This window comes from Fimbriimonadaceae bacterium, assembly GCA_019638795.1.
GTDB lineage: Bacteria > Armatimonadota > Fimbriimonadia > Fimbriimonadales > Fimbriimonadaceae > JAHBTB01.
Window position 1 is genome coordinate 22,745 of sequence record JAHBTB010000015.1, and the last position, 22,386, is coordinate 45,130.

At 63.1% G+C, this 22,386-nt stretch carries 22 protein-coding genes; 7 read left to right on the forward strand and 15 right to left on the reverse strand.

What is annotated here, in order from left to right:
* The first annotated feature begins 83 nt into the window (after positions 1 to 83).
* Complete coding sequence (locus KF857_12930) at positions 84 to 1,208, forward strand: SLBB domain-containing protein (GenBank protein ID MBX3112896.1); 1,125 nt, start codon at positions 84 to 86, stop codon at positions 1,206 to 1,208.
* Positions 1,209 to 1,215: 7 nt separating this feature from the next.
* Positions 1,216 to 1,953: a hypothetical protein gene (locus KF857_12935; protein ID MBX3112897.1), complete on the forward strand. Its 738-nt coding sequence runs from the start codon at positions 1,216 to 1,218 to the stop codon at positions 1,951 to 1,953.
* Here the strand turns inward: KF857_12935 and KF857_12940 are convergent.
* The gene (locus KF857_12940; protein ID MBX3112898.1) at positions 1,907 to 4,255 is read right to left on the reverse strand and encodes a hypothetical protein; all 2,349 of its coding nucleotides are present in this window, start codon (positions 4,253 to 4,255) and stop codon (positions 1,907 to 1,909) included. The genes KF857_12935 and KF857_12940 overlap by 47 nt on opposite strands.
* Positions 4,256 to 4,277: 22 nt before the next feature.
* Positions 4,278 to 4,841, reverse strand: a complete 564-nt coding sequence (locus KF857_12945) for a hypothetical protein (GenBank protein ID MBX3112899.1) — start codon at positions 4,839 to 4,841, stop codon at positions 4,278 to 4,280.
* A gap of 51 nt (positions 4,842 to 4,892) precedes the next feature.
* Between KF857_12945 and KF857_12950 the strand changes: the two genes are divergently transcribed.
* A complete protein-coding gene (locus KF857_12950; GenBank protein MBX3112900.1) occupies positions 4,893 to 5,930 on the forward strand; it encodes a BMP family ABC transporter substrate-binding protein in 1,038 nt (345 codons plus the stop codon).
* 22 nt (positions 5,931 to 5,952) lie between these two features.
* Here the strand turns inward: KF857_12950 and KF857_12955 are convergent, their stop codons facing one another.
* Entirely contained in the window at positions 5,953 to 6,219 is a 267-nt protein-coding gene (locus KF857_12955) for a hypothetical protein (protein ID MBX3112901.1), read from the reverse strand.
* A gap of 67 nt (positions 6,220 to 6,286) precedes the next feature.
* On the opposite strand from KF857_12955, the gene KF857_12960 reads away from it, so the two are divergent.
* A complete protein-coding gene (locus tag KF857_12960; protein MBX3112902.1) occupies positions 6,287 to 7,360 on the forward strand; it encodes a Gfo/Idh/MocA family oxidoreductase in 1,074 nt (357 codons plus the stop codon).
* 54 nt (positions 7,361 to 7,414) lie between these two features.
* On the opposite strand, the gene dnaN is transcribed toward KF857_12960, so the two are convergent.
* From dnaN to ilvE, 6 genes are read right to left on the reverse strand one after another with little or no spacing between them, the layout of a single operon-like run.
* Complete coding sequence (gene dnaN, locus KF857_12965; protein MBX3112903.1) at positions 7,415 to 8,515, reverse strand: DNA polymerase III subunit beta; 1,101 nt, start codon at positions 8,513 to 8,515, stop codon at positions 7,415 to 7,417.
* Positions 8,516 to 8,545: 30 nt separating this feature from the next.
* Positions 8,546 to 8,827 carry a hypothetical protein gene (locus tag KF857_12970; protein MBX3112904.1) on the reverse strand — a complete coding sequence of 94 codons (282 nt, stop codon included), beginning with the start codon at positions 8,825 to 8,827 and terminating at the stop codon, positions 8,546 to 8,548.
* Entirely contained in the window at positions 8,824 to 9,405 is a 582-nt protein-coding gene (locus KF857_12975) for a sigma-70 family RNA polymerase sigma factor (GenBank protein MBX3112905.1), read from the reverse strand. Before KF857_12975 ends, KF857_12970 begins: the two co-directional genes overlap by 4 nt.
* A gap of 60 nt (positions 9,406 to 9,465) precedes the next feature.
* Positions 9,466 to 10,212, reverse strand: a complete 747-nt coding sequence (locus tag KF857_12980; GenBank protein MBX3112906.1) for a DUF4397 domain-containing protein — start codon at positions 10,210 to 10,212, stop codon at positions 9,466 to 9,468.
* Between the two features lie 13 nt (positions 10,213 to 10,225).
* Positions 10,226 to 10,486: a hypothetical protein gene (locus tag KF857_12985; GenBank protein MBX3112907.1), complete on the reverse strand. Its 261-nt coding sequence runs from the start codon at positions 10,484 to 10,486 to the stop codon at positions 10,226 to 10,228.
* Positions 10,467 to 11,363: a branched-chain-amino-acid transaminase gene (gene ilvE, locus KF857_12990; protein MBX3112908.1), complete on the reverse strand. Its 897-nt coding sequence runs from the start codon at positions 11,361 to 11,363 to the stop codon at positions 10,467 to 10,469. Before ilvE ends, KF857_12985 begins: the two co-directional genes overlap by 20 nt.
* A 102-nt stretch (positions 11,364 to 11,465) precedes the next feature.
* Between ilvE and KF857_12995 the strand changes: the two genes are divergently transcribed.
* Complete coding sequence (locus KF857_12995) at positions 11,466 to 12,815, forward strand: VanW family protein (GenBank protein MBX3112909.1); 1,350 nt, start codon at positions 11,466 to 11,468, stop codon at positions 12,813 to 12,815.
* Here the strand turns inward: KF857_12995 and KF857_13000 are convergent.
* Genes KF857_13000 through KF857_13020 form a run of 5 tightly spaced genes read right to left on the reverse strand, consistent with a single transcriptional unit; the run spans position 12,812 to position 18,205 of the window.
* On the reverse strand, positions 12,812 to 14,650 hold the full coding sequence (locus KF857_13000; GenBank protein MBX3112910.1) for a hypothetical protein: 1,839 nt from the start codon (positions 14,648 to 14,650) through the stop codon (positions 12,812 to 12,814). The genes KF857_12995 and KF857_13000 overlap by 4 nt on opposite strands.
* Positions 14,651 to 14,656: 6 nt before the next feature.
* The gene (locus KF857_13005) at positions 14,657 to 15,109 is read right to left on the reverse strand and encodes a hypothetical protein (protein MBX3112911.1); all 453 of its coding nucleotides are present in this window, start codon (positions 15,107 to 15,109) and stop codon (positions 14,657 to 14,659) included.
* A gap of 30 nt (positions 15,110 to 15,139) precedes the next feature.
* Positions 15,140 to 16,252 (reverse strand): hypothetical protein, encoded by a 1,113-nt coding sequence (locus KF857_13010; protein ID MBX3112912.1) that lies wholly within the window; start codon positions 16,250 to 16,252, stop codon positions 15,140 to 15,142.
* Positions 16,249 to 17,202 carry a DUF4129 domain-containing protein gene (locus KF857_13015; GenBank protein ID MBX3112913.1) on the reverse strand — a complete coding sequence of 318 codons (954 nt, stop codon included), beginning with the start codon at positions 17,200 to 17,202 and terminating at the stop codon, positions 16,249 to 16,251. Before KF857_13015 ends, KF857_13010 begins: the two co-directional genes overlap by 4 nt.
* Positions 17,171 to 18,205: a hypothetical protein gene (locus KF857_13020; GenBank protein MBX3112914.1), complete on the reverse strand. Its 1,035-nt coding sequence runs from the start codon at positions 18,203 to 18,205 to the stop codon at positions 17,171 to 17,173. Before KF857_13020 ends, KF857_13015 begins: the two co-directional genes overlap by 32 nt.
* A gap of 106 nt (positions 18,206 to 18,311) precedes the next feature.
* On the opposite strand from KF857_13020, the gene KF857_13025 reads away from it, so the two are divergent.
* Positions 18,312 to 19,025: an outer membrane lipoprotein-sorting protein gene (locus KF857_13025; protein MBX3112915.1), complete on the forward strand. Its 714-nt coding sequence runs from the start codon at positions 18,312 to 18,314 to the stop codon at positions 19,023 to 19,025.
* 89 nt (positions 19,026 to 19,114) lie between these two features.
* Positions 19,115 to 21,466, forward strand: a complete 2,352-nt coding sequence (locus KF857_13030) for a right-handed parallel beta-helix repeat-containing protein (protein ID MBX3112916.1) — start codon at positions 19,115 to 19,117, stop codon at positions 21,464 to 21,466.
* Positions 21,467 to 21,524: 58 nt separating this feature from the next.
* Here KF857_13030 and KF857_13035 read toward each other — a convergent pair.
* Positions 21,525 to 22,386, reverse strand: an 862-nt coding sequence (locus KF857_13035; protein MBX3112917.1) for an alkaline phosphatase family protein, incomplete at its 5' end; no start/stop codon positions are given.

The window sequence follows — 22,386 nt, forward strand, 5'->3', positions numbered from 1 at the left end:
CGGCGTTTAGTCGCCCATGGGGACTATGGGGGAAACTCGGCGGTCCCCCTGTCACCGTCCAGACGTCATGATTTTGTAGGGCCATGATACGCAAGGTTCTTTTCCTGTTTGTCGTGATGCTGGCGGCACTCGTGTGGGCGGCGCCTCGCGCTGACAAGATCGCGCCGGGCGACCGGATCCACATCACCTGTGATGAGGAGACGAGCCTTAACCGCGACTACAAGGTCACCAACGACGGCTTTGTGTTGGTGAACTTCCTTGGTGCGGTCAAGGTCGCCGGCCTGACCGCCGAAGAGGCCGCGACGACCATCGCCGACCGGCTGGTCTCCGAGAAGATCGTGAAGAAGGCGACCGTGACGGTGGCCCTTGCCGGGGCGTCGCCTAAGACGAACGCCACGCTCGCACCGGTCAAGTTCCGGGGCGTCTGTGAGGCCGAAGGCGAGCTTGCGTTTCATGAAGGGCTTGGCCTTGGTGAGCTGCTCAGGGCGGCGAAGCCGCGGGCAGACGCCGATTTGGCGCGAGTGAGCATCACGAGCACCGGTGGCCAGACCAGGGTCGTCGATTTTTCGGCCTACGACCCGGCGACCAAGGCCAACGACATCGCCTTGTCGCCCGGTGACACGGTCACGTTCATCTCCAAGTCGGCCGGCGTCATCGGGAAAGTGCGGGTGGAGGGTCAAGTCGTCAACCCGGGTGAATATGACTTGGTCGAAGGCCTCAAGGTCAAAGACTTCTTGGCGAAGGCCGGAGGCTTTGCCAGCGAGGCGGAGTCAGGTTATGTCCGGCTCACCCGGGTGGGGGACGCCGACCGCAAGCTGAAGTTGCCGCAGGATCTGGAAACCGAACTCAAGCCGGGCGACATCTTGCTCGTGGACAAGCAACTCAAGAAGCTCGTGGTCAAGATCGACGGCTTTGTCCGACATGCGGGCCAGGTGGAGATCACCGAAGGCATGACCTTGACCGAGGCCCTTCGGGCCGCCGGTGGCGTCACCAGCGACGCCGACACCAGCAAACTCCGCCTATATGGCCCTGACGAGGAGAAGCCCCGTGTCATTGACGTGGGCGAGATTGACAGGGGATACATGGGCGACCTGCTCATGCGCAAAGGGATGCGGATCGAGGTGCCCGACAAGAAGGGCAAGGTCGACCAACGCGCCGTCCGCACCGCCGCGGGCGCCGCGTTCCTCTTGTTCCTCGTGGGAATCTGACGGCCCGATGAGCTGGGACAGGACAAAGGGAAGGCCCGAACCGATCCGGGCGCTGAACCTCGTGCGCGAGTCTGACAACGGCGAGCCTCTGGTCGCCTTGGCAGAGGCCGCGCCCAGCGTCCACATCATGCGGCCGAGCGTCATCCCCTATCTCCGGCAGACGGTCGCGGGGATGTTGGAACAGGCGGCCCGGTCGTTGCCGGTGGGTCTGAAACTGGGGGTCATCGACGCTTGGCGACCCTTCGACCGCCAGGTGAAGATTTACGACTGGATGTGGAAAGCCCTCCACGAGGCCCGGCCGGGGGTCTCCTATGCGACAGCCCGCCGCATGGTCTGCCGGTTTGTCGCTCCGGTCGACCAGAAGGCCCCGCCTGGCCACTGCACCGGCGCGGCGGTGGACGTCAACCTCCTTGACGCGGACAACCGCATCGTCGATGTGGTTTCGCCGTTCGCCAGGCTACGGGGCGCCCCGACGTTCACCTTCGGCCTGTCACCAGAGGCCGAGGCCAACCGGTTTGTCTTGTACGACGCGATGATGGGGGTGGGGTTCAGCAACTGCCGCGACGAATGGTGGCACTACAGTTACGGTGACGCCGGGTGGGCGGTACGCCTCGGGCTGGACTCTTGCGTCTATGGCAAGGTCGACCTCTATCCGGAAAGCCTGTATGCGACCCAGACGAAGGAGTGGGACGAGGCGGCTAAGCGCCGCCCGAACCCCTTCCTCGAGAAGCCCCCGGAGGCTTAGGCGCCTGCTGCAGGGCCTTCAGGAACTCAAGCGGTGGCCGCGGCCCCTTGGGCACGAACGGTGCGGGTGAGAGCATCACGACATCGACGGCGGCCCTGACACCGGGTTGGTTCGTCGAAAGCATCAGTGTCTCGGGTCCGTTGAGTTCAATCTCACCCACCTTGTACCAACCAAGACCGTCGCCATAGAAGCTGACTGGCGGTGTGGCAGTCAGAGTGAACGACTTCGACCCGACGCGGACGGTGACCGCACCACGGTCTTCTGGCTTGATTGCCGCCGTGACCCAGACTTCGTGGTTGCCCGCTTGCCGGGGACGAAGGTTATAGGAAACGGACGTCCTGCCCCCGAGGCCCAGCATGTCTCCTAAGAGGAGCACCGTTCCCTCGCTTGCACCGGCCCGTGGCCCCCTGCTGGCGTACAGCAGGTCAGGTGTCTTCTCCGCCTCGATCCACATGTAAGGCGCGATGCGGACGGCCTTCTCGCGCTGGAGTTCCTTGAGCAGCCGGTAGGACGCCTCAGGGTTTCGGTCAAAGCCGTCCATGATGTTCTTGATCTTGTACATCGAGTCGCCTTCCGTGTCGGCGATCCGGGGAAAGTTGTCGATCGCCGCGCGGACGTCGAGGAGCGACTGGGTGTAGTCCTCCATCGGCACCGGCATCGCGTCGTAGCCCCGGACAATGACGGGAGCCGGCCCAAGGTCGACTTCCAGAAGTTGCTTTTTGACCTTGGTGGTCACAAAGGCGTTGTCGGTGGACATGAAGCTCACCTTGTCGGGGTTGTTGAGCTTGAACACGACCTTTCTGGTACCTCCCGGGGACCAGACCGCCATGGCGGGCCCGGCGGAGTCGGTGAAGAGATAGCCGTCGAGATTGGGGCCAAGGTCAAGCCGTTGGCCCGGGATCGGGGCGGGCAGCCACCAGAGGCCGCTACCGAGACGACCGGGCGCGGCCGGGTCGTTGGCCGCTTCGGGAAAGTAGAGGGCGTTCGGCTTCCACTGGGCCGACTCAGCGTCATGCTTTTCGGCAAGCGCGGCCACCGCCTTGACCTGGGCGTCGCTGTCACAGCGGAAGAAGAAACCGCGCAGGCCGATGCTCTCCAAAAGTTCAAGGGTGTCCCCAGGTGAGGCAGAAGTCGCGTCAGAGCTGAGTTTTATGTCCGTTCCCCACCCAAAGCGGCCCGGGCTGCGCAGGACGGTGCTGGCTGGGCGGCTTGCCTCGCCCATGAGCGGTGCGATGCGCGGCGAACTCAACACGGCACCGACACCGGCGGTGGGGACGTCGCCCTCGTAAGGGCCGCCCCATCCGCGCCACTCCTCGATGACGGGCACGCCGACCGCCTGCTGGACAGCGTCGACCAGGTTCCGGTAGCGCCGGTTTGCGCTGGCCTCCATCACCTGGCGCAGGTCGCTCCACATGCGGGACCGAGGGGTCTCGACGCTGTAGAGCCGGTCATTGGCCGGGTCGTAGACCATCGGAAGGCCACGCTTGCTGTTCCACAGGGGAAGCAGCTTGGCAAACTCGCTGAACTCGGTCAAGCCGTTAAAGCTCATGGACCAGGCGCGGGCGAGGGCGGTCGGGCTGGGATAGTTCTTGCGGAGAAAGGCCTCAAGCTCGACCTGGAACATCGGTGACTGGGGCACGTACTCCGGTTGTTCAGGGACGAACGCTTTGACTTTCCCCAGGGGGTTGAGCAGACCCCGCAGGCCGGGGCCGGCCTTGAACTTGCCTAGCGTCGCGAGGATCATGTCGCGATGGCCGTCGAACGGCTCCCAGAAGTCGGTGACCTCCGACCGCTTCATGTACGGATAGATCAGGAGGACGCAAGCGGCGCCTGGCCCCCGGTCGTCGTCAATCTTCAGCCGGCCGTTGACCACAGGCATGGTCTTGCGCCACCGGACCGCCGCCGACGTCTGTTGGACCATGATGACCAAGGCGCGGTCGGCGTCGGGGATGGCGAAATCGAAGTGGTAGGGTCCCTCGATGTTGGGCACCCGGTACTCGTCCGGTTCGACGGCAAACACCTGGGCACGGGGTGACGGCGTCCCCACCGAAATGACATAGCGGGCCTTGCCCTTTTCAAGGGTACCGACGGCCTCGTCCCATCCCGTGCCGTCGGCGGGAAGGTCGACGATAAAGTCATGGACACCCGCCGCCAAGCCCTTGGTGATGCGGTCAGGATCGCCGGATATCCGCACCCCGACGGGCACGTACGGCTTGTCGTCCCACATCAGGGCGTGGTTGGGGTTGACGCTCCAAGCTGGGGCGACCCCCGCCAAGAGCAGGGACGCGAAAAGGACGGTCACGTGACTATCCTAACAGATCAGGTCAGGCCTTGGCCTTGGTGACCTTTTTCTTGCCCCCGGGGCCAAGCTCGACGCCGGTGTGGCCACCTTCAAACTCGGCACGGAAACGCACGCGGCGACGGAGCTCGCCGCCGCTGTAAGTGGCCCAGTTCACCCGTTCCAGGGTCCAAGGCCAGCCGATGTCGGTCGGGGAATAGAGGTACTCCACGCCCTCGGCGACGATATCGGCGAACAGGGTGCGTAAGTCTTCGCGGTCAAGGAGGTTCGCCTCTCCTGCCTTGTAGCTGGGGCGCAGGTGGACGGTCAGGGTCACCGGCTCCTCTTCGGGAGCCTTAGCCGACTTCTTGGCCTTGTCGGCTTCCACTGCCTCCTGGACCTGACGGACTTCCTGGGCGATCAGCTTGGCCAAGCTGTCGTAGTCATCCGGCCACGTGTGCGTCTCGCCGTCATAAACGGCGTCGGCCGAACGGCCGGCCTCGACCAGGGCGGTCGCGATCAGGGCCGCGTCGGTCGGCTTCAGGTCTTTGTACGTCTTGCGGATCGTGTCGAAGGTCGACTCGGGCTTTGTCAAATTGCAGGTGATCAAGACAGGGGACCTCGTGGGAAGCTGGTATTGTACCAGTCCGAGGGAAACGGCATGGGTCACAGGTTTTGGTTAGTTGGTGCGGCGGCGTTGCTTGTCTTGGCGGGGTGCGGTTCGTCGTCTCCGTCACCGGCGAACACCGGCGGCGGCGCGACAAGCGGCAAGAAGCTCAAGATCGGCGTCGTCTTTGACAAGGGCGGGGTGAACGACAAGTCGTTCAACGAGAGCGCCAAGGCGGGTCTGGACCGTGCGGCGAAGGAACTGGGGGTCGAGGCCTTTCCGGTCGAGAGTCATTCGGACAGCGACTACGAGTCAAACCTGGAGGCCCTGGCTGACAAGCAATGCGACCTCGTGATGGCGGTGGGCATCACGATGCAGACCGCCCTGCAGCGGGTCGCCAAGGACCACCCTGACACCAAGTTCGCGATCATCGACGGCTCGGTGGACGCGCCGAACGTCCGGCAGTTGCTGTTTAAGGAGGAAGAGGGCAGCTATCTGGTCGGTTACGCGGCCGGGCTGGCGACGAAGACGAACAAGGTCGGCTTCGTCGGGGGCATGAAGCTGCCGCTCATCGAGAAGTTTGAGTATGGGTTCATGGCCGGTGCCAAGGCGGCGAACCCGGCCGTCGAAGTCTTGCCGAGCAAGTATGTGGGCAGCTGGGACAACGTCGACGCGGCAAAGACCGCCGCGACCGTCCTCTTTAACGACGGGGCGGACGTTGTTTACCATGCCGCCGGCCTGGCGGGCCTCGGGGTCATCCGCGCAGCCGAAGAGAAGGGCAAGTTTGCCATCGGGGTCGATAAAGACCAGGACGACGTCGCCAAGGGGTTCGTCCTGACCTCCATGGTCAAAAAGGTGGACGAAGCGGTGTTCTCGACGATCAAAGACCTGAAGGACGGGGCTTGGTCGGCGGGTGCCAAGGTCTACGACCTGAAGGCCGGTGGGGTCGGCACCTCGCCGTTCACCTACACCAAGGACAAGATTGGCGAGGCCAACATCGCCAAGCTGGAGGAGGTCAAGAAGAAGATCATCTCCGGCGAAATCAAGGTGCCGACGGACAAGGCGTCGTATGACGCCTTGATGAGCAAGTGACGCCCTGTGGCCCGAGGGTCGGTCACTCGGTGGCGGCGTCCGTCGTGCACGACGGGCAGCCGCCGTCGCCACATTGGCCCTCGCTGACTTTCTCCTTCGGGGCGCTTGACTTGCCGGTGTCGTTCACATAGAACCCAGAGCCCTTGAACATGACCGCGGTCGGCTGGATGACGCGTTTCAGCGACCCCTTGGCCCCGCAGGGGCAGTCAGTCAACGGATCTTCGGTGATGCGCTGGTCCACTTCCATGGTCTCCTCGCACGCGTTGCACCTGTAGACATAGGTCGGCATAGCGGGTGGATTGTGGCACAGCCCCGCCCCAGGTTCAATTGAGCCTGGGCCCGGTATGATCCGACTGATGGCAAAGAAGCTCAAGGTCGGATTGATCGGGACGGGCGGGATCGCCCAAGGGTGCCACATCCCCGGTTACAAGAGCATGCCGGACGAGTGCGAGATCGTCTGGGCATGCGACGTGAACGTCGAGACGGCGAAGAAAGTCGCCGAGGAGCATGGCATTCCTCGGGTGACCCACGACTACCACGAACTCCTCGCCGACAAGGAAATCGACGCGGTCAGCGTCACGACGCCGAACAAGTACCACAAGCAGCCGACGATCGACGCCCTGAACGCAGGGAAGCACGTCCTCTGCGAGAAGCCGTTGGCGATGGACGCCGACGAGGCGAGAGCGATGTGCCGGGCTGCGAAGGACAGCGGCAAGATCCTGCAGGTCGCGCTCCAGAACCGCTTTAGCGGTGTCGGGCAGTTCATGAGGTCTTACATCGCCAACGGCCACATGGGCGACATCTATTACGCCCGGGCCCAAGCCTTGCGGCGCCGCGGCGTCCCCGCTTGGGGAGTGTTCATCGACAAGGAGCAGCAGGGCGGCGGGCCGCTCGTGGACATCGGTGTGCACATTCTGGACTTCACCCTCTTCTTGATGGGCTATCCCAAGCCGGTCAGCGCGAGCGGCAAGACGTGGGACACCTTGGGCAAAGACCCGGGCCTGTTCAACTTCTGGGGCGACTACGACCGCAAGAAGTTCACTGTCGAGGACATGGCGGTCGGGTTCATTCGCTTTGACAACGGGGCAGTGGTCGTCCTGGAGAGCTCGTTCATGTCCAACGTCGAACAGGAGATATTCCGGACCCAACTCTTTGGCACCAAGGCCGGGGCCGAGGTGAAAGTGTGGGGCAATGACCCGGTCAAGATTTACACCGAAGTCGACCAACAACTCTTTGACATGTCGCCTCGGAACATCCCCGAGGTGAAGTCGGCCCATACCGCCGAGGTGCAGGCCTTTGTGCGCGCAATCGCCAACGGCGACCCTTCGCCCGTCCCCGGAGAAAACGGCCTGGTCCTCAACGCCGTCTTCGACGCTCTCTACAAGAGCAGTGAGACGGGTAAGGACGAGCTGATCGACTTGACCTTCTGACGCGAACTGCCGCCCCGACCTTCTGGTCGGGGCGGCAGATGACTCAGTCTGAAATCAGCCGATCGCCATCGGCATGACGACGCAGAAGTGGTCTTCGCCATGCTCGGCGGGTCGGAGGACGGCGGGGCGGCTGGCCTCGGTCATCTCGGCCCGGATACCGTCGCCTTCCATGGCCGCCAATGCGTCCATGACGTAGCGGCCGTTGAACGCGATTTCGAGGTCACCGTTCTTGCCGATGACCTCGACCTCTTCCTTGGCTTCTCCCTTGTCCTCGCTCCGGGCGCTGATCACGATACGGTCGCCGCTTCCGGCGAACCTCACGCGGTTGGCGTTGTCCTTGGCGAGGATCATGATCCGCTTGACGTTGTCGTGGAACTCCTTCTTGTTCAGGGTCCAGGTGCGGGTGTACTCGCTGGGCACGACCCTCTCCCAGTTCGGATAAGTCCCGCTCAGGACTTGGCTGACGATCTTGGCCGTACCGATGTCGACGACCAGACGAGTCTCGTCGAATCCGATGGTGAGCGGGTCCTCACCCACGACGGGAAGGGCCCGGATGGCACTGAGCGCCTTGTCGGGCACCACGGCCTCGATAGAACTGCCTAACCCGGTCTTGTGGACGCGGGTCACGGCAAGGCGGTGGGTGTCCGTCGCCACCAAGGTCAGCGTCTCGCCGTCGTACTTGAACTGCACGCCGGTGAGTACGGGTCGGCTCGTGTCTTCGCTGACGGCGAAGGCGACACCGTCGATGGCGTTGCGCAGACTGTCGGCGGGCAAAGTCAACTCCGACGAGGCCTTGACCTCGGGGATGGGCGGGAACTCTTCGGCGGGCATCGCCAGCATCATCCATTCGGACTGCTGGGCGCGAAGATAGACCGACGTTCCTGCCAATTCCAGGGTGACCTGCACCTCAGGAAGGGCGCCGACGATATCGGCGAGCAGGCGGGCCTGGACGCAGACGGAGCCTGGTTCGGCGACGTTGGCGTGCAACGTCGCCGTTGCCCACATCTCTCCGTCGCATCCGGTCAAGGTGAGGCCCGAGCTTCCTGCCTCCAACTTGATCGACATGAGCGCGGGGAGCGACGAGCGGTTGCTGCTGGCCGCGCCGGCGATGGCGAGGGCGTCGGACAGTTCCTTGCGAGTGACAGTGGCCTTCATTGCGGGTCTGGATGAGTCTAGCAGGTCGGATTACCGGAACAGGCGGTATTGGCGGATTGCGGCCGGGTCGGCGATTTCCGCGGGAATGTCGGCGCCGTCGAGGATGCGGCGCAAGATCCTTTGGGTGCAGACGTCGGTGAGCTCGGGGCCGGGCAGGCTTCGCAACACGTCCACCGTCAGACTAAGGCTTGCCATATCGTGGCGCAGGTCGGGGTCGGCGGTGGCGGCGGCGTCCATTTCGGCCACAAGCTCTTCCGTGAGCTCGTTTCCGGCATACATGTCCACCAGCTTTTGATAGAACGAATTGTTCATGTCAGTTTCTCCAATGAGCCACCCAAGCGGTCCCTCAGTGCCCGTCGGCCACGGTACAACCGCGACTTCAGAGCCGGCACACTGATCCCGAGTATCTCTGCCGCTTCCTTGGCGGAGATGTCCTCTAGATCACAGAGTATCAAAGGATGGCGGTATTCGTCCGGCAATTCGTCCAACGCCTGTTGGACGGTCACCTTGAGTGCGGACCGCGCCTCAGTCCCTGTGTAGTGCGCCTCTGCGGGAAGTTCTAACAGCTTGTGCTGCCGCATGCGGTCGATGCAAAGGTTTCGGGCGATGCGGAAGAGCCAGGTGCGGAACGCTCCGTCGGCGCGAAGTTCGGCCGAGCGTCGCACGACCCGCAAAAAGGTCTCTGCCGTCGCGTCCTCTGCGTCGGTCCGGTTGCCGAGCATTCTGTACGTGTAGCGGAAAATCTTGTCTCCGTACAACTGGTACAGACCGGTCAGCGCACTACGGTCGCCCATGGTGAGGGCGTTCAGCAGACGCTTTTCAGCAAGCGAGTCGTCCCGAGGATTGCTCGACATAGAGACGGAGAAGGCGTCCGAAAGGACGCGGGGCAAAGTATAACCCAGTGCCTTTGCTGGGCGTCCGAGGTTTTCCCCGCGTCCCGGGCCGCCTTGTCAGTCCGTCTTGACGGAGAGAGGGACAAACGTGATCTTGGGTTGCTTGGCAGCGTCGGCGTTGCCTTCGACACCCGCGACGACGACCAGATACAACTTGCCGGACGCGACCGTCGACGTGGCGGTCGCGTAGACCGCTTCAGCGTCCGACCGCTTGGCTTCCCAGGTGAACGTCCCCGCGTCGACTTCCATCGTCGCCGACTCGCCGGGATTGACGGCCCCCGACTGGAACTGCGGGTTCTCGCCTGGGTTCTTGAGGATGATCGCCGGGGTGCCTTGGCCCGTCGAACGGTTGAAAGCGTTGAAAACGACGAGGCGCGCCTTGCCCGTGTTGGGTTGGACGCGGTTCACGGTGAAGCTGACAAGGCGCAGGATCTTCGCCGAGTCTCCGTCCGCCGGCGTCTTTTCGCCGACGAGGGCGAGGACGGTGGACGAATTGGCCGTCAGTTGCTGGGCGACGCGGTCATAGTCCAGTCCTCCGCCGGTGGGGGCGACAGAGATGTCGTAGCCACCCGTGCTGGTGTTGTCTTGGAGGCCAAGCTGGACCCAGTCCGCCGACTTGCCCATGAAATCCAGGCCCGTCGCCTTTGCCGTGTCGTCGACCAAGAAGTCGCTGGCCCCTGCGTCTGTCGACGCGTTCAGGAAGAAGACCCGCGGGTCAGCGTCGACAAATCCGCCGCCGCTGCCGCCGCAACCGGACAGACCCATGAACAAGAGGGCCGCCACGAGGGTGACGGCGTCGCGCATCTTCATTGCGTCCCTAAGATACCAAATCCGAGCTTCCGCCCGTGAGCTTCAGTTTGTCGGCGAACACGGAGTAGCAGAGCCCGCAACCCATCAGGCCCGTGGCCAAGACTTTCTCCAGCGTCGCACCGCAAGCCGGGCACACCGTCGACGGCTTGGGTAGCGGCCGCATCAGGCGGAGCAGACGGTGGAGACCGGTCACCCCGGTGAGACGGTCGACGGCGTCACCGTCGGCCGTCGTCTCCAGTCCACGTTGGTCACGGACGCGCGCCGGCATGGGCGGCGAAGGGGACTCCCGTGTGGGTGTGTTCACGGAAGAGGTCCGTGAGCTTGCGGCAGACCGGGCCGGGCTTGCCGTCGCCGATGAGCTGACCGTTGATCTTGACGACAGCGACGACTTCGGCGGCTGTGCCGGTGCAGAAGCACTCGTCGGCCTCGAAGACGTCATAGGGCGTCAAATTCTCCTCGGAACACGCAATGCCGGCCGTGGCGGCGAGGGACATGACGGTGTCCCGGGTGATACCCCGCAGGATGCCGCAAGAGGGATGAGGTGTGCGGAGCTTGCCGTCCTTGACCAGGAAAATGTTCTCGCCGGTGCCTTCGGTGAGGAACCCGTCGTGGTTGAGGAGGAGCGCCTCTCCGACTCCGGCGCGGTTGGCCTCGGCCTTCGCCATGATGTTGCTGGCGTAGCGGCCGATGCACTTCAGACGGGGGTCCAGGCTGTCTGCGGCGATGACCCGGACAGAACTGAACATCGCGTCGAGGCCCGTCTCATAGAACTCGGGCGGATAGAGGGCCAGGGAACTGACCATGACCATGACGTTCGGGGCGGTCTTCACCGCCCGTGGGTCAAGGCCGAGCCCCGTGCCCCGCGTGACGTTGACGCGGATGTAGCCGCCGGTGACGCCCGACTGGGCGCAGAGGTCAAGGATGGTCTGGCGGAGTTCACCCTGGCTGACTTCCATGGCGAAGCCCATCATCTTGCAACCGTAGTAAAGGCGGTCCAGGTGTGCGTCGAGCTTAAAGACTTTCGAGTGATAAATCCTGATGCCCTCGAACAGGCCGTCGCCGTAAAGGTGGGCGTGGTCGGCGGCCGGGATGGCCGCTTCTTCCAGGGTCGTCACCTTGCCGTTGAACCAGACCAACTTTTCCATATCTGAAGAATACATCGGTCGGTTGTCATGACAATAGGATCAGTCCGAGTCATGTGGGTGGACAATTGTCCAGGCAGGCAAGTAGAATTGACGTCGCCAGCCATGCCGAAACCCAGCCGACTCGGCGCCGTGTCGCCTGCCCAGATCGCCTGGGTTTCTGTCCTGAGTCTCTTGTTGGCCGGTGGTGGGACGGCGGCATATCTAGGCGTCAACATGCCTGCGACAGTTTTGCCCCGCGTCACGGTGGCAAGCGTCGACCTTGGCGGAATGACGGCCCCTCAAGCGCGCGACGCGGTCGACGCTTGGTGGCAGGGCGTCGCCCAGAAACCAATGGTGGCCCGTTCTTCAGAGTTGGCCGGGCAGCCCGGGTCGTGGACTCCGCAAGAACTGGGCATGTCGATTGACTCGGAGGCGACGGTGGCCGCCCTGCCCAAGGAGGCGTATTGGCCGCGGATGTTCCGCGAATGGCGGGGTGAACGCCCACCCAAGCGCGAGGTGAAGCCGGTGTTGCTCTTGGAAAGGGGCGGCCTCAAACCGGTGGAAGAGGCGGTCCTGAAGAACCGGAAGCCTCCGCAACCGGCCAAAGTCTCCTTCACCAATGGGACCGTCAGCAAGACTCCCGAACAGGCCGCGTATAGCCTTGACACCACCGCGGCGGTTGCGCGGTGGAAGGAGGCGGTGGTCGAAGGTTCAGATGTCGAGTTGCCTCTGAAGGCCAGCCCGAAAAAGGTGCCCGACGCCATGCTCGAACAAATCCGCACGGTGATCGGTCAGTTCACGACGCGCTTTGACGCGGGGAACACGAGCCGGTGCAGCAACATCGCCCTGGCCGCAAAGATGCTCAACGGCCGCATCCTCATGCCGGGCGAGACGTTTGGTTTCAACGACACCCTGGGCCAGCGGACCAAGGCCAAGGGGTTCAAAGAGGCCGGCGTCTACGTCAGCGGTAGGCACGACATCGACGTCGGCGGAGGCATCTGTCAAGTCAGCACGACACTCTATAACTCGGTGCTCCAGGCTGGGCTCAAGGTCGCCCTCCGTTCGTCGCACTCGCTTCCCGTCGCCTATGTGCCTCTCGGCCAAGACGCGACGGTGAGTTTTCCCGAACCCGACTTCAAGTTTGTCAATGACCGCAAAGAACCGGTGGCGATCACGACTGAATACGAACCTGGCAAGTTGACGTTCCGCCTCCTGGGGGCGACCAGGGAGCCGGGCGACGTCTCCATCGTCAACAAACTCGTGCGGTCTTGGTCACGCGGGGTCAAGTACGTCCATGACCCCGACCTTCCGCCGGGAAAGGAGGTCGTGATGGAGAAGGGCGGTACCGCGCGCGAGGTCATGAGTTGGCGAGTCGTCACCCTTGACGGCAAGGTCGTGAAGCGTGAACCGCTGGGGATGAGCAGTTACACCGGCGGGCCAAGGGTCGTCCTGGTCAACAAGAAGGCCGGCTAGCGTCCGGCCGCGAGCCTGACCAGACCCCAGTGCGTACCGAGGTAGACGACTTCGCCAAGTTGGTCGAACGGGGCGATGCTGACCCCGGGGACGACCGGGACCACCGCAAAGTCCACCTTGTACTTCGCGATGATCTCGCGCTTCAATTCGACCGGTGCCCGCGACGAGTAGATCGTGTTGACGTCCTTGAGCCGGTCCAAATAGGACGGCGTCTCACTCCAATGTCCTGCCACGGTGTAGGCCCCGGTCATCCCGCTCAGGATCGCGTTCAGATCGTTGCGAAGCGGCTTGTTGAACCGTCCGGGGACGTCACTGGGCGAGGGGATGCCCGAAGGGGCGACCACCACTGTCCGTCCGGTCCGTTCGTTGAGGCGCCTGATGATCTCCACGACGTCGGGGCTGTAGTAGACCGAATGACGCGTCGTGCTGGCGACGTCGTTCCGGACAAACCAGACCTCCCGTTGTAGCCACATGAGTGAGGTGAGGGAGCAGACCAGAAGGGTCGCTCCGGCGAGGATGTTCCGATGGCTCCGCTCCATGCGCTCCAGGCACCGGCCCGCTTGGACGGCCGCCAATAGCCCCCATGGCACGGCCAGACCCATGAGCAGTTTTCGCTGGAAGAGGGCAGGGAAGTAGGGGGCGACCAGTCCGACGAGCGCCCAGGCCCAGAGAAAGTTCTGGAAGTCGTCATCTCCGGCCATGAACGCGACCAGGCCGCAAGCCACGGCGAACGCCACCCCAAACTGGACCGGTCCGGCAAACATCTTGCCTGGGTCGGCGCCATTGGCCCATTGGTGGAGGACAAGGACGAAAAGTGCCAGGGCGCCTGCCCGCAGCCGGTTGCGCCCGTCGTCTCGGTTAAAGGCCAAGCCAAGGACGACGAGGATCACCAGGGGCAAGATTCCGACGACGACCTGCTGAAGGGTCGGGGAATAGGTCAGCGTGTTGGCCCGTGCCTGGAACACGGGGTCCTTGGCAAGGACGTAGAGGAACCATAACGCGCTCGGCACGGCGCCGAGGCCGATAAGCGCCGCCCGACCCGCCCATGCGCGGCTGAACCGCTTGGCGGCCAATGCCGCGGCCAAAAACCCGACCAGCACAAGGGTGACGAGCAAGACGTCGTAGCTGTGGATGTTCATCAGCGCGGCGAACGCCAGCGCGCCACCGAGCACGGGTCTCATGCTGTCCCTAGCCTCGATGACCGCCCGGACGACCACCACGATCAGGCACAAGCTGACCATGAACAAGGAGTTCGTCAGCATGGAGGGAAAGACGAACGCCTCTGGTTGCCAAACGTCAATGGGCAACCACCCGCCCGTGAGGGCGCCAACTGGTGAAGATTTGTCCGTGATCTCTTGGCCGAAAAAGGTGAAGACCATGAACCCGACGCCACCACCCAGGCTCGCCAGGGTCAGGGCGGACTTAGCGACAAAAGTCGAGACATTGCTCGCTTCGAGCCAGCGTCCCAAGAGCCAGACGAAGAGGAACGAGAAGCACACCCGGGCCAACGTGACCGCCCCGACGATCCCGGTGACCTTGGCTACCCACCCGAGCAAGAGGAAGTAGACGTGAAAGGTCAGGCCCGGTTGAGGGTCGGTGGTGAACCGGTTGTCAAAGAGGATTCGGCCCTCCATCGCCTGCCGCATCCAGGCGGCGTAGACCATGTGGTCGTCCACGTTGGTCTGGTGACCGAGGTACAGCGTGTTGGGTGGGGCGGTGACCAGGGCGAAGAGGGTGGGCAGGAACGCCAACACGACGGCGGCACCGGCGAACAGCAGGGTGTATCGCCGAATCAGGCCTGCCCGGTCTGGTGTCGCGTCGGTGAGGGTGTCCACGGGTGCCTACTCGGGGACGGGGCGTCCCATCGACTTGTAGATGGACACGATCAAGTCGGCGTTCTCCTGGGCTTGCTTGTTGGCGGGATCGACTTTGACAACCTCCCGGTAGTACTGGAGGGCCTTCTTGTACTTGACCTTGGTGTCGACTTCCTGGCTGAACATGTAGCCGTCGGCCACGGCCATGGTCGCCTTCAGGTAGGCCGACTTGTTGGCCTGGTCGTCCTTCTTGCCCTTTTCGTACGCTGACTTGGCCGCCTCATAAGCCTTCTCCAGCTCCTCGACCGGAATCTTGGCCGCCTCTGGCTTCGCGGCTTCGGCCGCGTCGGCCGGTTTGGTCGGCGCGACGGCCACGGGCGGGGCACTCGGGGCCGGCGTCTTGTCGACGGTCTTTGGTTGGTCACAGGCCCCGACGAGAACCGCGCAAAGCCCGCACAAGAGGAATCGTCCTTTGCGCATAGACGAAATATTACGACATCTGAGACAGGCTTAGTTCAGGGGCTCGCGTTTCAGACGCGTGTCCTTCTCAAAGTCGGTCACTCTATCGTCTAGTTCCCGAGCCATCGGCATCGTCTTGGCGCGGGCCCGGCGGGAGTCGTCGTCGAGGTGGAGCGACGCCAGGGCTTCTGCTTTCGTCACGGCGTTGAGGAGGGGTTGAGGCATTCGCTCCCGGAGGTTGTCCCGAGTCGTGCCGTGGGGCGCCCCGACGCCTAAGCGAAACCGCTCGTATGCGTCTTCCAGGGCGACTTCGAGGGCGAACTGCGTCTTCCCGCTCCGCCGGAGCAACTCGGCGACGGCATCGAGCATGTCGCGGGCGCTGCGCTGTCGGACAATGTTCTGACTTGGCGAGCCAAACCGGACAGCGAGTGTCAGGACCACGACGGTCAGGAGGATGTACGCCTGGGTGCGGCCGGCGACCGCCCACGACCCCAACGTGTCGAGGGGCCCTTGGTCTTGGGCGTTGCCGATCAGTGCCTCGGGGAAGACCACGCGGGAACCTGGTTCGGCCAACATGTGGACGTATCCCAGCATCACCTCCGCGTTTTGTCCTTGGCCGATGAACCTGTTGGTCGCTCCAATGGCCTCTGGAACCGTGATCTGACGGGGAAACTTCCAGTGGGCGTCGGCAAATGCAGATCGGTAGGTTGGGCCGTAGAGCGCCGATTTCTCGTACGTCAGCTTCTTGGGTGCCATACCGGCGAGGGGGGCCAACTCCACCAGAGTCATTTGCCGAGACGCAGAGTCAAACTCATTGGAAAGACCGAGGACCAGTTCCGCGCCACCCTCGCCCAGATATGTGTCGATCGCCTGCTTGGTCATGTCATCATGCGTCCCTTGGCCGAAGATGTCCTCGGCAGTGGGCATGTCGACCGACACGACAAGGTCTCCGGCGGTGAATCTGGGCCGAGGACGCTTGTCCAAGACGACCTGATAGCCGTCCCGTCGGAGGAGTTCGGCAAACGCAGCCAGGCCACTGGGATACGTGCTCTCGATCGTCGGGGACGTCCTCGGTTCCTCCTTGGCAAAGACAAGGAGGACAAAGGACAGGCCCATGAGGGCCAGCAGGGCGAGAGCGATCTTTCCGCCGGGGAACTTCTTCATGCGGCAGTCTTGGTGCGGTGGGTGACCTTGATCACCTGCTCATAGAAGGCGCGGAACCAATCGACGTCGGCCTGACCACGTGTCCTCTGTCCGTACCAAATGACGTCGAACGCGCGGGTCGCTTCGGCAAGGTCGAGCCCCTCGGGCCGCCGCGGGCTCTCTTGGTAGCGGCGGAGGTGCTCCCAGTTGGTTTCACCGCGCCGGAACCTCATGACATTGGCCTCGTCGAACCGCACCAAGCTGGCCAAATAGAGGCATCGGACGGCTTCCCGGTACTGTTTGTTGGCGGTGAGCTCTTCACTTCGCACCACCCACTCGTCTGCCGTCCGGTCTGGCTCGTCATCGTCAAGTAGCCCGCCGGCTTTGACCTTCCGGGACGACACCCAGCGGAACCTGGTCACGGCGTAGACGGCGAAGGCGAGGAGACCGCAGATGAGGACTCCCCAGACTACAGGTTGGAAATTGATCCGCCCGAACCCAGACGAAGGCAGCTCCATCCCCTTGGCGTTGCCAAAGAGCTTCTTGAGCAAGTTTTCGAACCAATCACTGATAAACCGTCCGGCTCGCTCTAGACTTTGTGACAGCCAGTTTTTCTCGTTCCGGACCCCATTGTCGTGGTATTCGGGGCTGGACAAGATCTTTCGCGATTCGGCCTGGGGATCCCGCAAGCGGCCGCTTGCGGCCTTTTCGGCATTGATGACGTTGTCGAGTTGGACGAGGGCCTCCTTGCGGCACTCCCGCCAGGAGCGATCACCGGTGTGTTCACCCATGGACTCGTGGGGTGACCAGTCACCCCCAAGCGTCTCGTTCAGTTCGTTGACAAGGCTCCGGTACCCCACCTCAGAATCGACCGCCGCCACCTTGTCCCGGAGCGTGTTCGGGCTTGCCGTGACGAGGGCGGCGAGCCAAAGGCAAGCGCTAAGAAAGAAGAATCGTGCTGCGGTCTGCATTCTTGATGTCCTCGGCCAATGTCCTGATGTCGAAAGCTTCTATCCGTACCCTACGGTCAAAGTATAAGACGGTTGTGGTGGTCGCGTAGAGAGGTACGGCGAGCCAGCAGGTGAAGAACGCCGGCAACATCTCGATCATCGTCTTCATCAGCTGTCCGCCGGTCCCCGAAAATGAGAGGCCTTGGTAGAACGGTGTGGCCGCGACCAAAGAGACGAGGATTGAAAAGCCAGCAAAGAGGGAGACGCCGACCAAGAAGATGATCAGCCAGACGATCAGCAGCGACGAACCTGCCGCACCGTGAAACGGATAGCTCTTCATGAGGAGGCGGCTCCTCTGTCGGGCGGCCTTTCCCTTGACGCCCTCAAACACCATGGCGGTGGGGGCAAGGGCATATGAGTACAGGGCCCACGGCACGGCGACGAGTGAGCAAAGAAAGGCGATGACGGCCAAAAAGCCCGACAACAGGGCCGCCTCGTCACCCGCCCGCTGGCCCATGACGGCACTCACCGTCATAAAGGCGACCCCCGCGAGCACGGGCCCGGCGGCACGCAGAGTGATGTCACCCATGAGGCGCATCATCGACGGTGTGGATTTCATGGCCAACGAGGCGGCGGCTTTCTCGTCCGGCGGGTCACCCATCACGAAGTCAGCGGCCAAGCGGCCGCACACGGCCATGGTGTAGCCCACCCCGAGGACAAAGAGCGGGAGGGAGACCAGCAGGGCCACGGTCAGTCCGACGACGACCTCGCCGACCTGACCGGCGAGCTGGTCGGTCTTGGTCTGGAAGATCAAGGGGAGGACGAAGGCATAGACCTGCACGATCGCGGCGTAGCAGAACGCCATCGGGACAAGGCTTTGCCGGAGCATCGGGCCGGCCAGGTTCTGGTAGACGCGGGTCGCGACGTCGACGACCTCGCTGTCACGCATCGGCTTCAACAGCCGGCGCTTGTCAATCGACCTCATTCGGGCCTGGAACAGGTCAAAGGGTGTCTGGGCCGCCATGCCTCGTGAACAATTGTACGCGCCGGACTCCGCAAAGGTTGAGGGAAACTTGGCCTACCCAGCGCAAAGGGCGGCCGTGCCGTCCGTCTATAGGGAAGCGACCACCATGACGACCGCATTGACCGCCGCAGTCAGCCTCATCCTGGGACAGAGCCACTCGATCTACGACTACGTCCAGCCCAACCTGAAGGACGTTTCTTTCACCGCCAAGGTCGGCGACGCGAACCAAAAGGAGCTTGCTAAGATCAACGAGGACTTTGCCAAGTCTTATCGGATCAAGTCGACCCTCGTCCGCCTGAAAGAGCCGATGAAGCTGCGGGTCGAATCGGAGCTAGACCCTGACAACAAGATCGTCATGGTGCTGAACGGCGCCACGCAGTCGTACCGCTACCCGCGGGCCGGGCTGGGGGGCAAGCAAAACTTGTCGCGGTCGCCCGGTAAACGGCAGACGTTCCTGGACTTCGGCCTCCTGACGCCCGGTTTGTTCAAGGACTTCTATGTCCCGCACTTCGTGAGGATGGACCGGGATTCTGGGCTCGCCGTCTTTGACCTGACATTCCCGAAGGCCCTCGACGACACGTCGCGCCAGCGTGTCTTCATCGACCCGTCGAAGCATTACATTGTCAAGAGGGAGTGGTACGCCCAAGAAGGCAACCTCCGGGCCGTCTTCCACTATGACAAGCCGGTGCAGTCTGGTGGCGTGTGGATACCCACCAAGACCACGGTCTACAACGCCGAGCGTAAGGTGGCGGGAGTGACCAACTATTCCGGCGTCAGGGCCAACAGCGGGTTGAGCGAAGACCTGTTCCGCATCGGCTGACCGTACGATTCCGGACATTGGCGGTCGGATTCCTCCTGGAGCCTTGCCGCCACGGAGCCGTCGGCCTAGTCAACCGTCACAATAGCACCATGCCCGTGATGTGGCTTGCCCTGGCCGTCCTTGAAGACCACGAACTCAAGGCCGGTGACGTCCTATCAAAATCGACCAACGTTGTGCGCCGGTCATATGACTTCGCCAACGACGACGAGACGGGCCGGACATCGGCCGTCACCGTCAAGGGAAAGGGGATCGTCATCGATTTCCAAGGTGCCACCCTGCGCGGCACCCCCGCGACGACCCCTCCGGACAAGCGCCTCGGCACCGCCCTCATCGTGGAAGGTGAGGACATAACCGTCAAGAACCTCAACGTCCGCGGCTACAAGCTTGGCCTCCTGGCGCGGCAGGTGAAGGGCCTCAAACTCATCAACTGCGACTTCTCCTACAACTGGAAGCAGCACCTGGGCTCGACGCTGGAGCGAGAGGACGAATCCGACTGGATGAGTTACCACCACAACGAAGCCAACGAGTGGTTCCGTTATGGGGCGGGCGCTTACCTTGACCGGGTCACCGATTTCGAGGTCAAAGGGTGCACCGCGGTCGGTGGGCAGTGCGGCCTGATGATGACCAAGTGCGAAAGGGGGCTTGTCTGGAACAACGACTTCAGCTTCCTCAGCGGATTGGGCGTCGGCATGTACCGGACAAGCCATGTCAAGGTCATGCACAACAAGATCGATTGGTGTGTGCGCGGCTACAGCCACGGTGTCTATAACCGCGGGCAAGACTCGGCCGGCATTCTGGTTTTCGAGCAGTGCATGGACAACACCTTTGCTTACAACTCGGTGACCCATGGCGGCGACGGCTTCTTCCTGTGGGCTGGTCAGACGACGATGGACACCGGCAAGGGAGGGTGCAACAACAACCTCCTCTATGGCAACGACTTCAGCCATGCCCCGACGAACGGCATCGAGGCGACGTTCAGCCAGAACGCCTTCGTCAACAACCTTGTCCTTGAGTGCTGGCACGGAGTCTGGGGCGGCTACAGCTATGACACACCTGTCCTGGGCAACTACTTCGGCATGAACGAGGTGGGGGTGGCGATCGAGCATGGCCAGGCGAACCATGTCGTCGGCAACGTCTTCGACCGAGACGCCAAGGCCCTTGACATCTGGAGCAACCCGAGCCAAGACCCGAACTGGGGCTATCCGAAGGGTCATGACACCCGGAGCCGGGACTACGTGGTGACCGACAACGAGTTTAGGCAGGTCAGCGACACCGTCGCCGCAGTGCGGAGGACAAGCGGCTTTGACTTCCGGGCGAACAAGGTTCTTTTGTGCAAGCGTGTCTTCACTTTGGGCGAGTTGGCGACCGGGGTGGTCGCCAAGTCCAACATCGTGCAGAGCTACGGCACCGAAGAAGCCTGGCCCGCCGGGAGCAAAGACAACCTGTGGCGGCAGATCAACACGATCAAGGCCCCTGAATGGAAGTCGGCGAACAAGGACGACCTCTCGCTCCCGACCGCTACCTACCTGGCCCAATTCAAGACAAATTGGTCGCCAGGAATCGGCGGACGGGCGACGACGGCGGTCAGCGACGCCGTGCTCAAGCAGGTCTTGGCCAAGCGTGTGCCGCCGTTGAAGGGGGGGATGGACCCCTTCCTTCCGGCCGGCACGTTGCGGGGCCGACGCTACATCCTCGTCGACGAGTGGGGTCCGTATGATTTCAAGTCGCCGCTGCTGTGGCCTCGCAAGCAGACGACCGACGCCGATGGACGACGGGTCGTCGAGTTCGAGGTCCTCGGGCCGAAGGGCACTTGGACGGTAGCCCAGGACGACGGGGTCGCCGCCGTCTCCGCCAAATCGGGGCAGGTGCCTGGCGTCCTGACCGCAACACTCGCCCCGGGCAAAGCCACGATGGTCGATTTGAAGCTGACCTACACAGGAGGGGCGACCGTCGACTATCGGGGTGTGGCCCGTGACAAGGGGGAGCCGGTCACCTTTGGTTACAAGGCGTTCTTCATGCCTATCGACTGGGACGTCAAGTTCTACGACTTTGACCACGACACGCAGGACCCCCGGACCCACATGGACGGGTTCAACCACGCCGTTTCCGGAACTCCGGTCTACGAAATGAAGACCCAGAAGCTCCTTTTGTCCGGTGGACGCCGCCCGGGGCCCGGGCAGAGGGGGGTCTATTGGACGACGTGGGCGGTCGGTACGGTCGAGGTGCCCGCGGGTGACTACGAGATCAAGGTGACGAGTGACGACGGCGTGAGGGTCTGGGTCGACGGGAAGCTCGTCATCGACAACTGGACCTACCATGCCCCGACACTCGACAAGGCGGACCTCAAACTCGGGCCAGGCAAGCACAAGATCGAGGTCCGGCACTTCCAACTGGACGGGTACGGAACGTTGCAGGTGGATTTGCAACCCGCCGCGAATTGACGCCGCGCGGAATCGTCCCCGCCCCCGGTCGCCGGGGGCGGGGACGAATCAATCGCGGTCAGGGTTGGAAGCCCTTGGGTAGGGCTTCGCGGAGCGGCTCGCCGACATTGCCGCTGGGATACTCGATGCCCAAGAGGGTGCACAGGGTGCTGGCGATGTCGTGGGTGTAGACCCGGCGGGCCACCTTTTGCGCCTTCTGGCCCCCCCAGTGGGTGAGGATGGGGACGTGAGTGTCGTAGGCCCAGGCTGAGCCGTGGGTGGTGCCGGTCGAACCGGATTCGATCTGGTTGGGGCCGTCGAGGACGATGACGTCCCCCCCGACGAGGGGGTTCAGGCCGTTCGTGATCCACGTCCGATACCGCATGTCAGGCAAACGGCCGGCAAGGATGTCGGTGCGGGTGAACGCCCGGTACACGCCTTTCACCGTCATCGCCGCGTCCGCCGCTGTCTTTTCGACCGCCTCATGGCTCAGCTTCTTGGCGTCCATCAGCTTCCGGTCCAAATAGATGTCGCAGCCGTTGTAGGAGAGGACCCACTTGCCCTTACCGTACTTCGCGCTCAGGGCGTCGTCCACCGTCTTCTTGATCGTGCTGCCACTCACCCGACCCGCCTGGATGTTGTAGACATCCGACATTTCGGACGGGATCGCGCTGACCCCGTGGTCGGCGCTGACCACGATCGCGACATTGTCGATGCCGCCGGGGACTTGCTTGTCGAGCAAATTGAAGAGGCGGGAGAGACGCCGGTCGGTGACGGCCCAGATCTCCATGGCCTCGGGGCTGTTCGGACCCCAGCTGTGACCGACGTAGTCGTTCGAGGCGAGGTTCAAGACCAGCATGTCCGGTGTGGCGTGTTGGCCGAGCTTGTCGGCGACGACGGCCTTCTCCGTCAAGTCGAAGATGACGTTTTGTCCGTCGGCG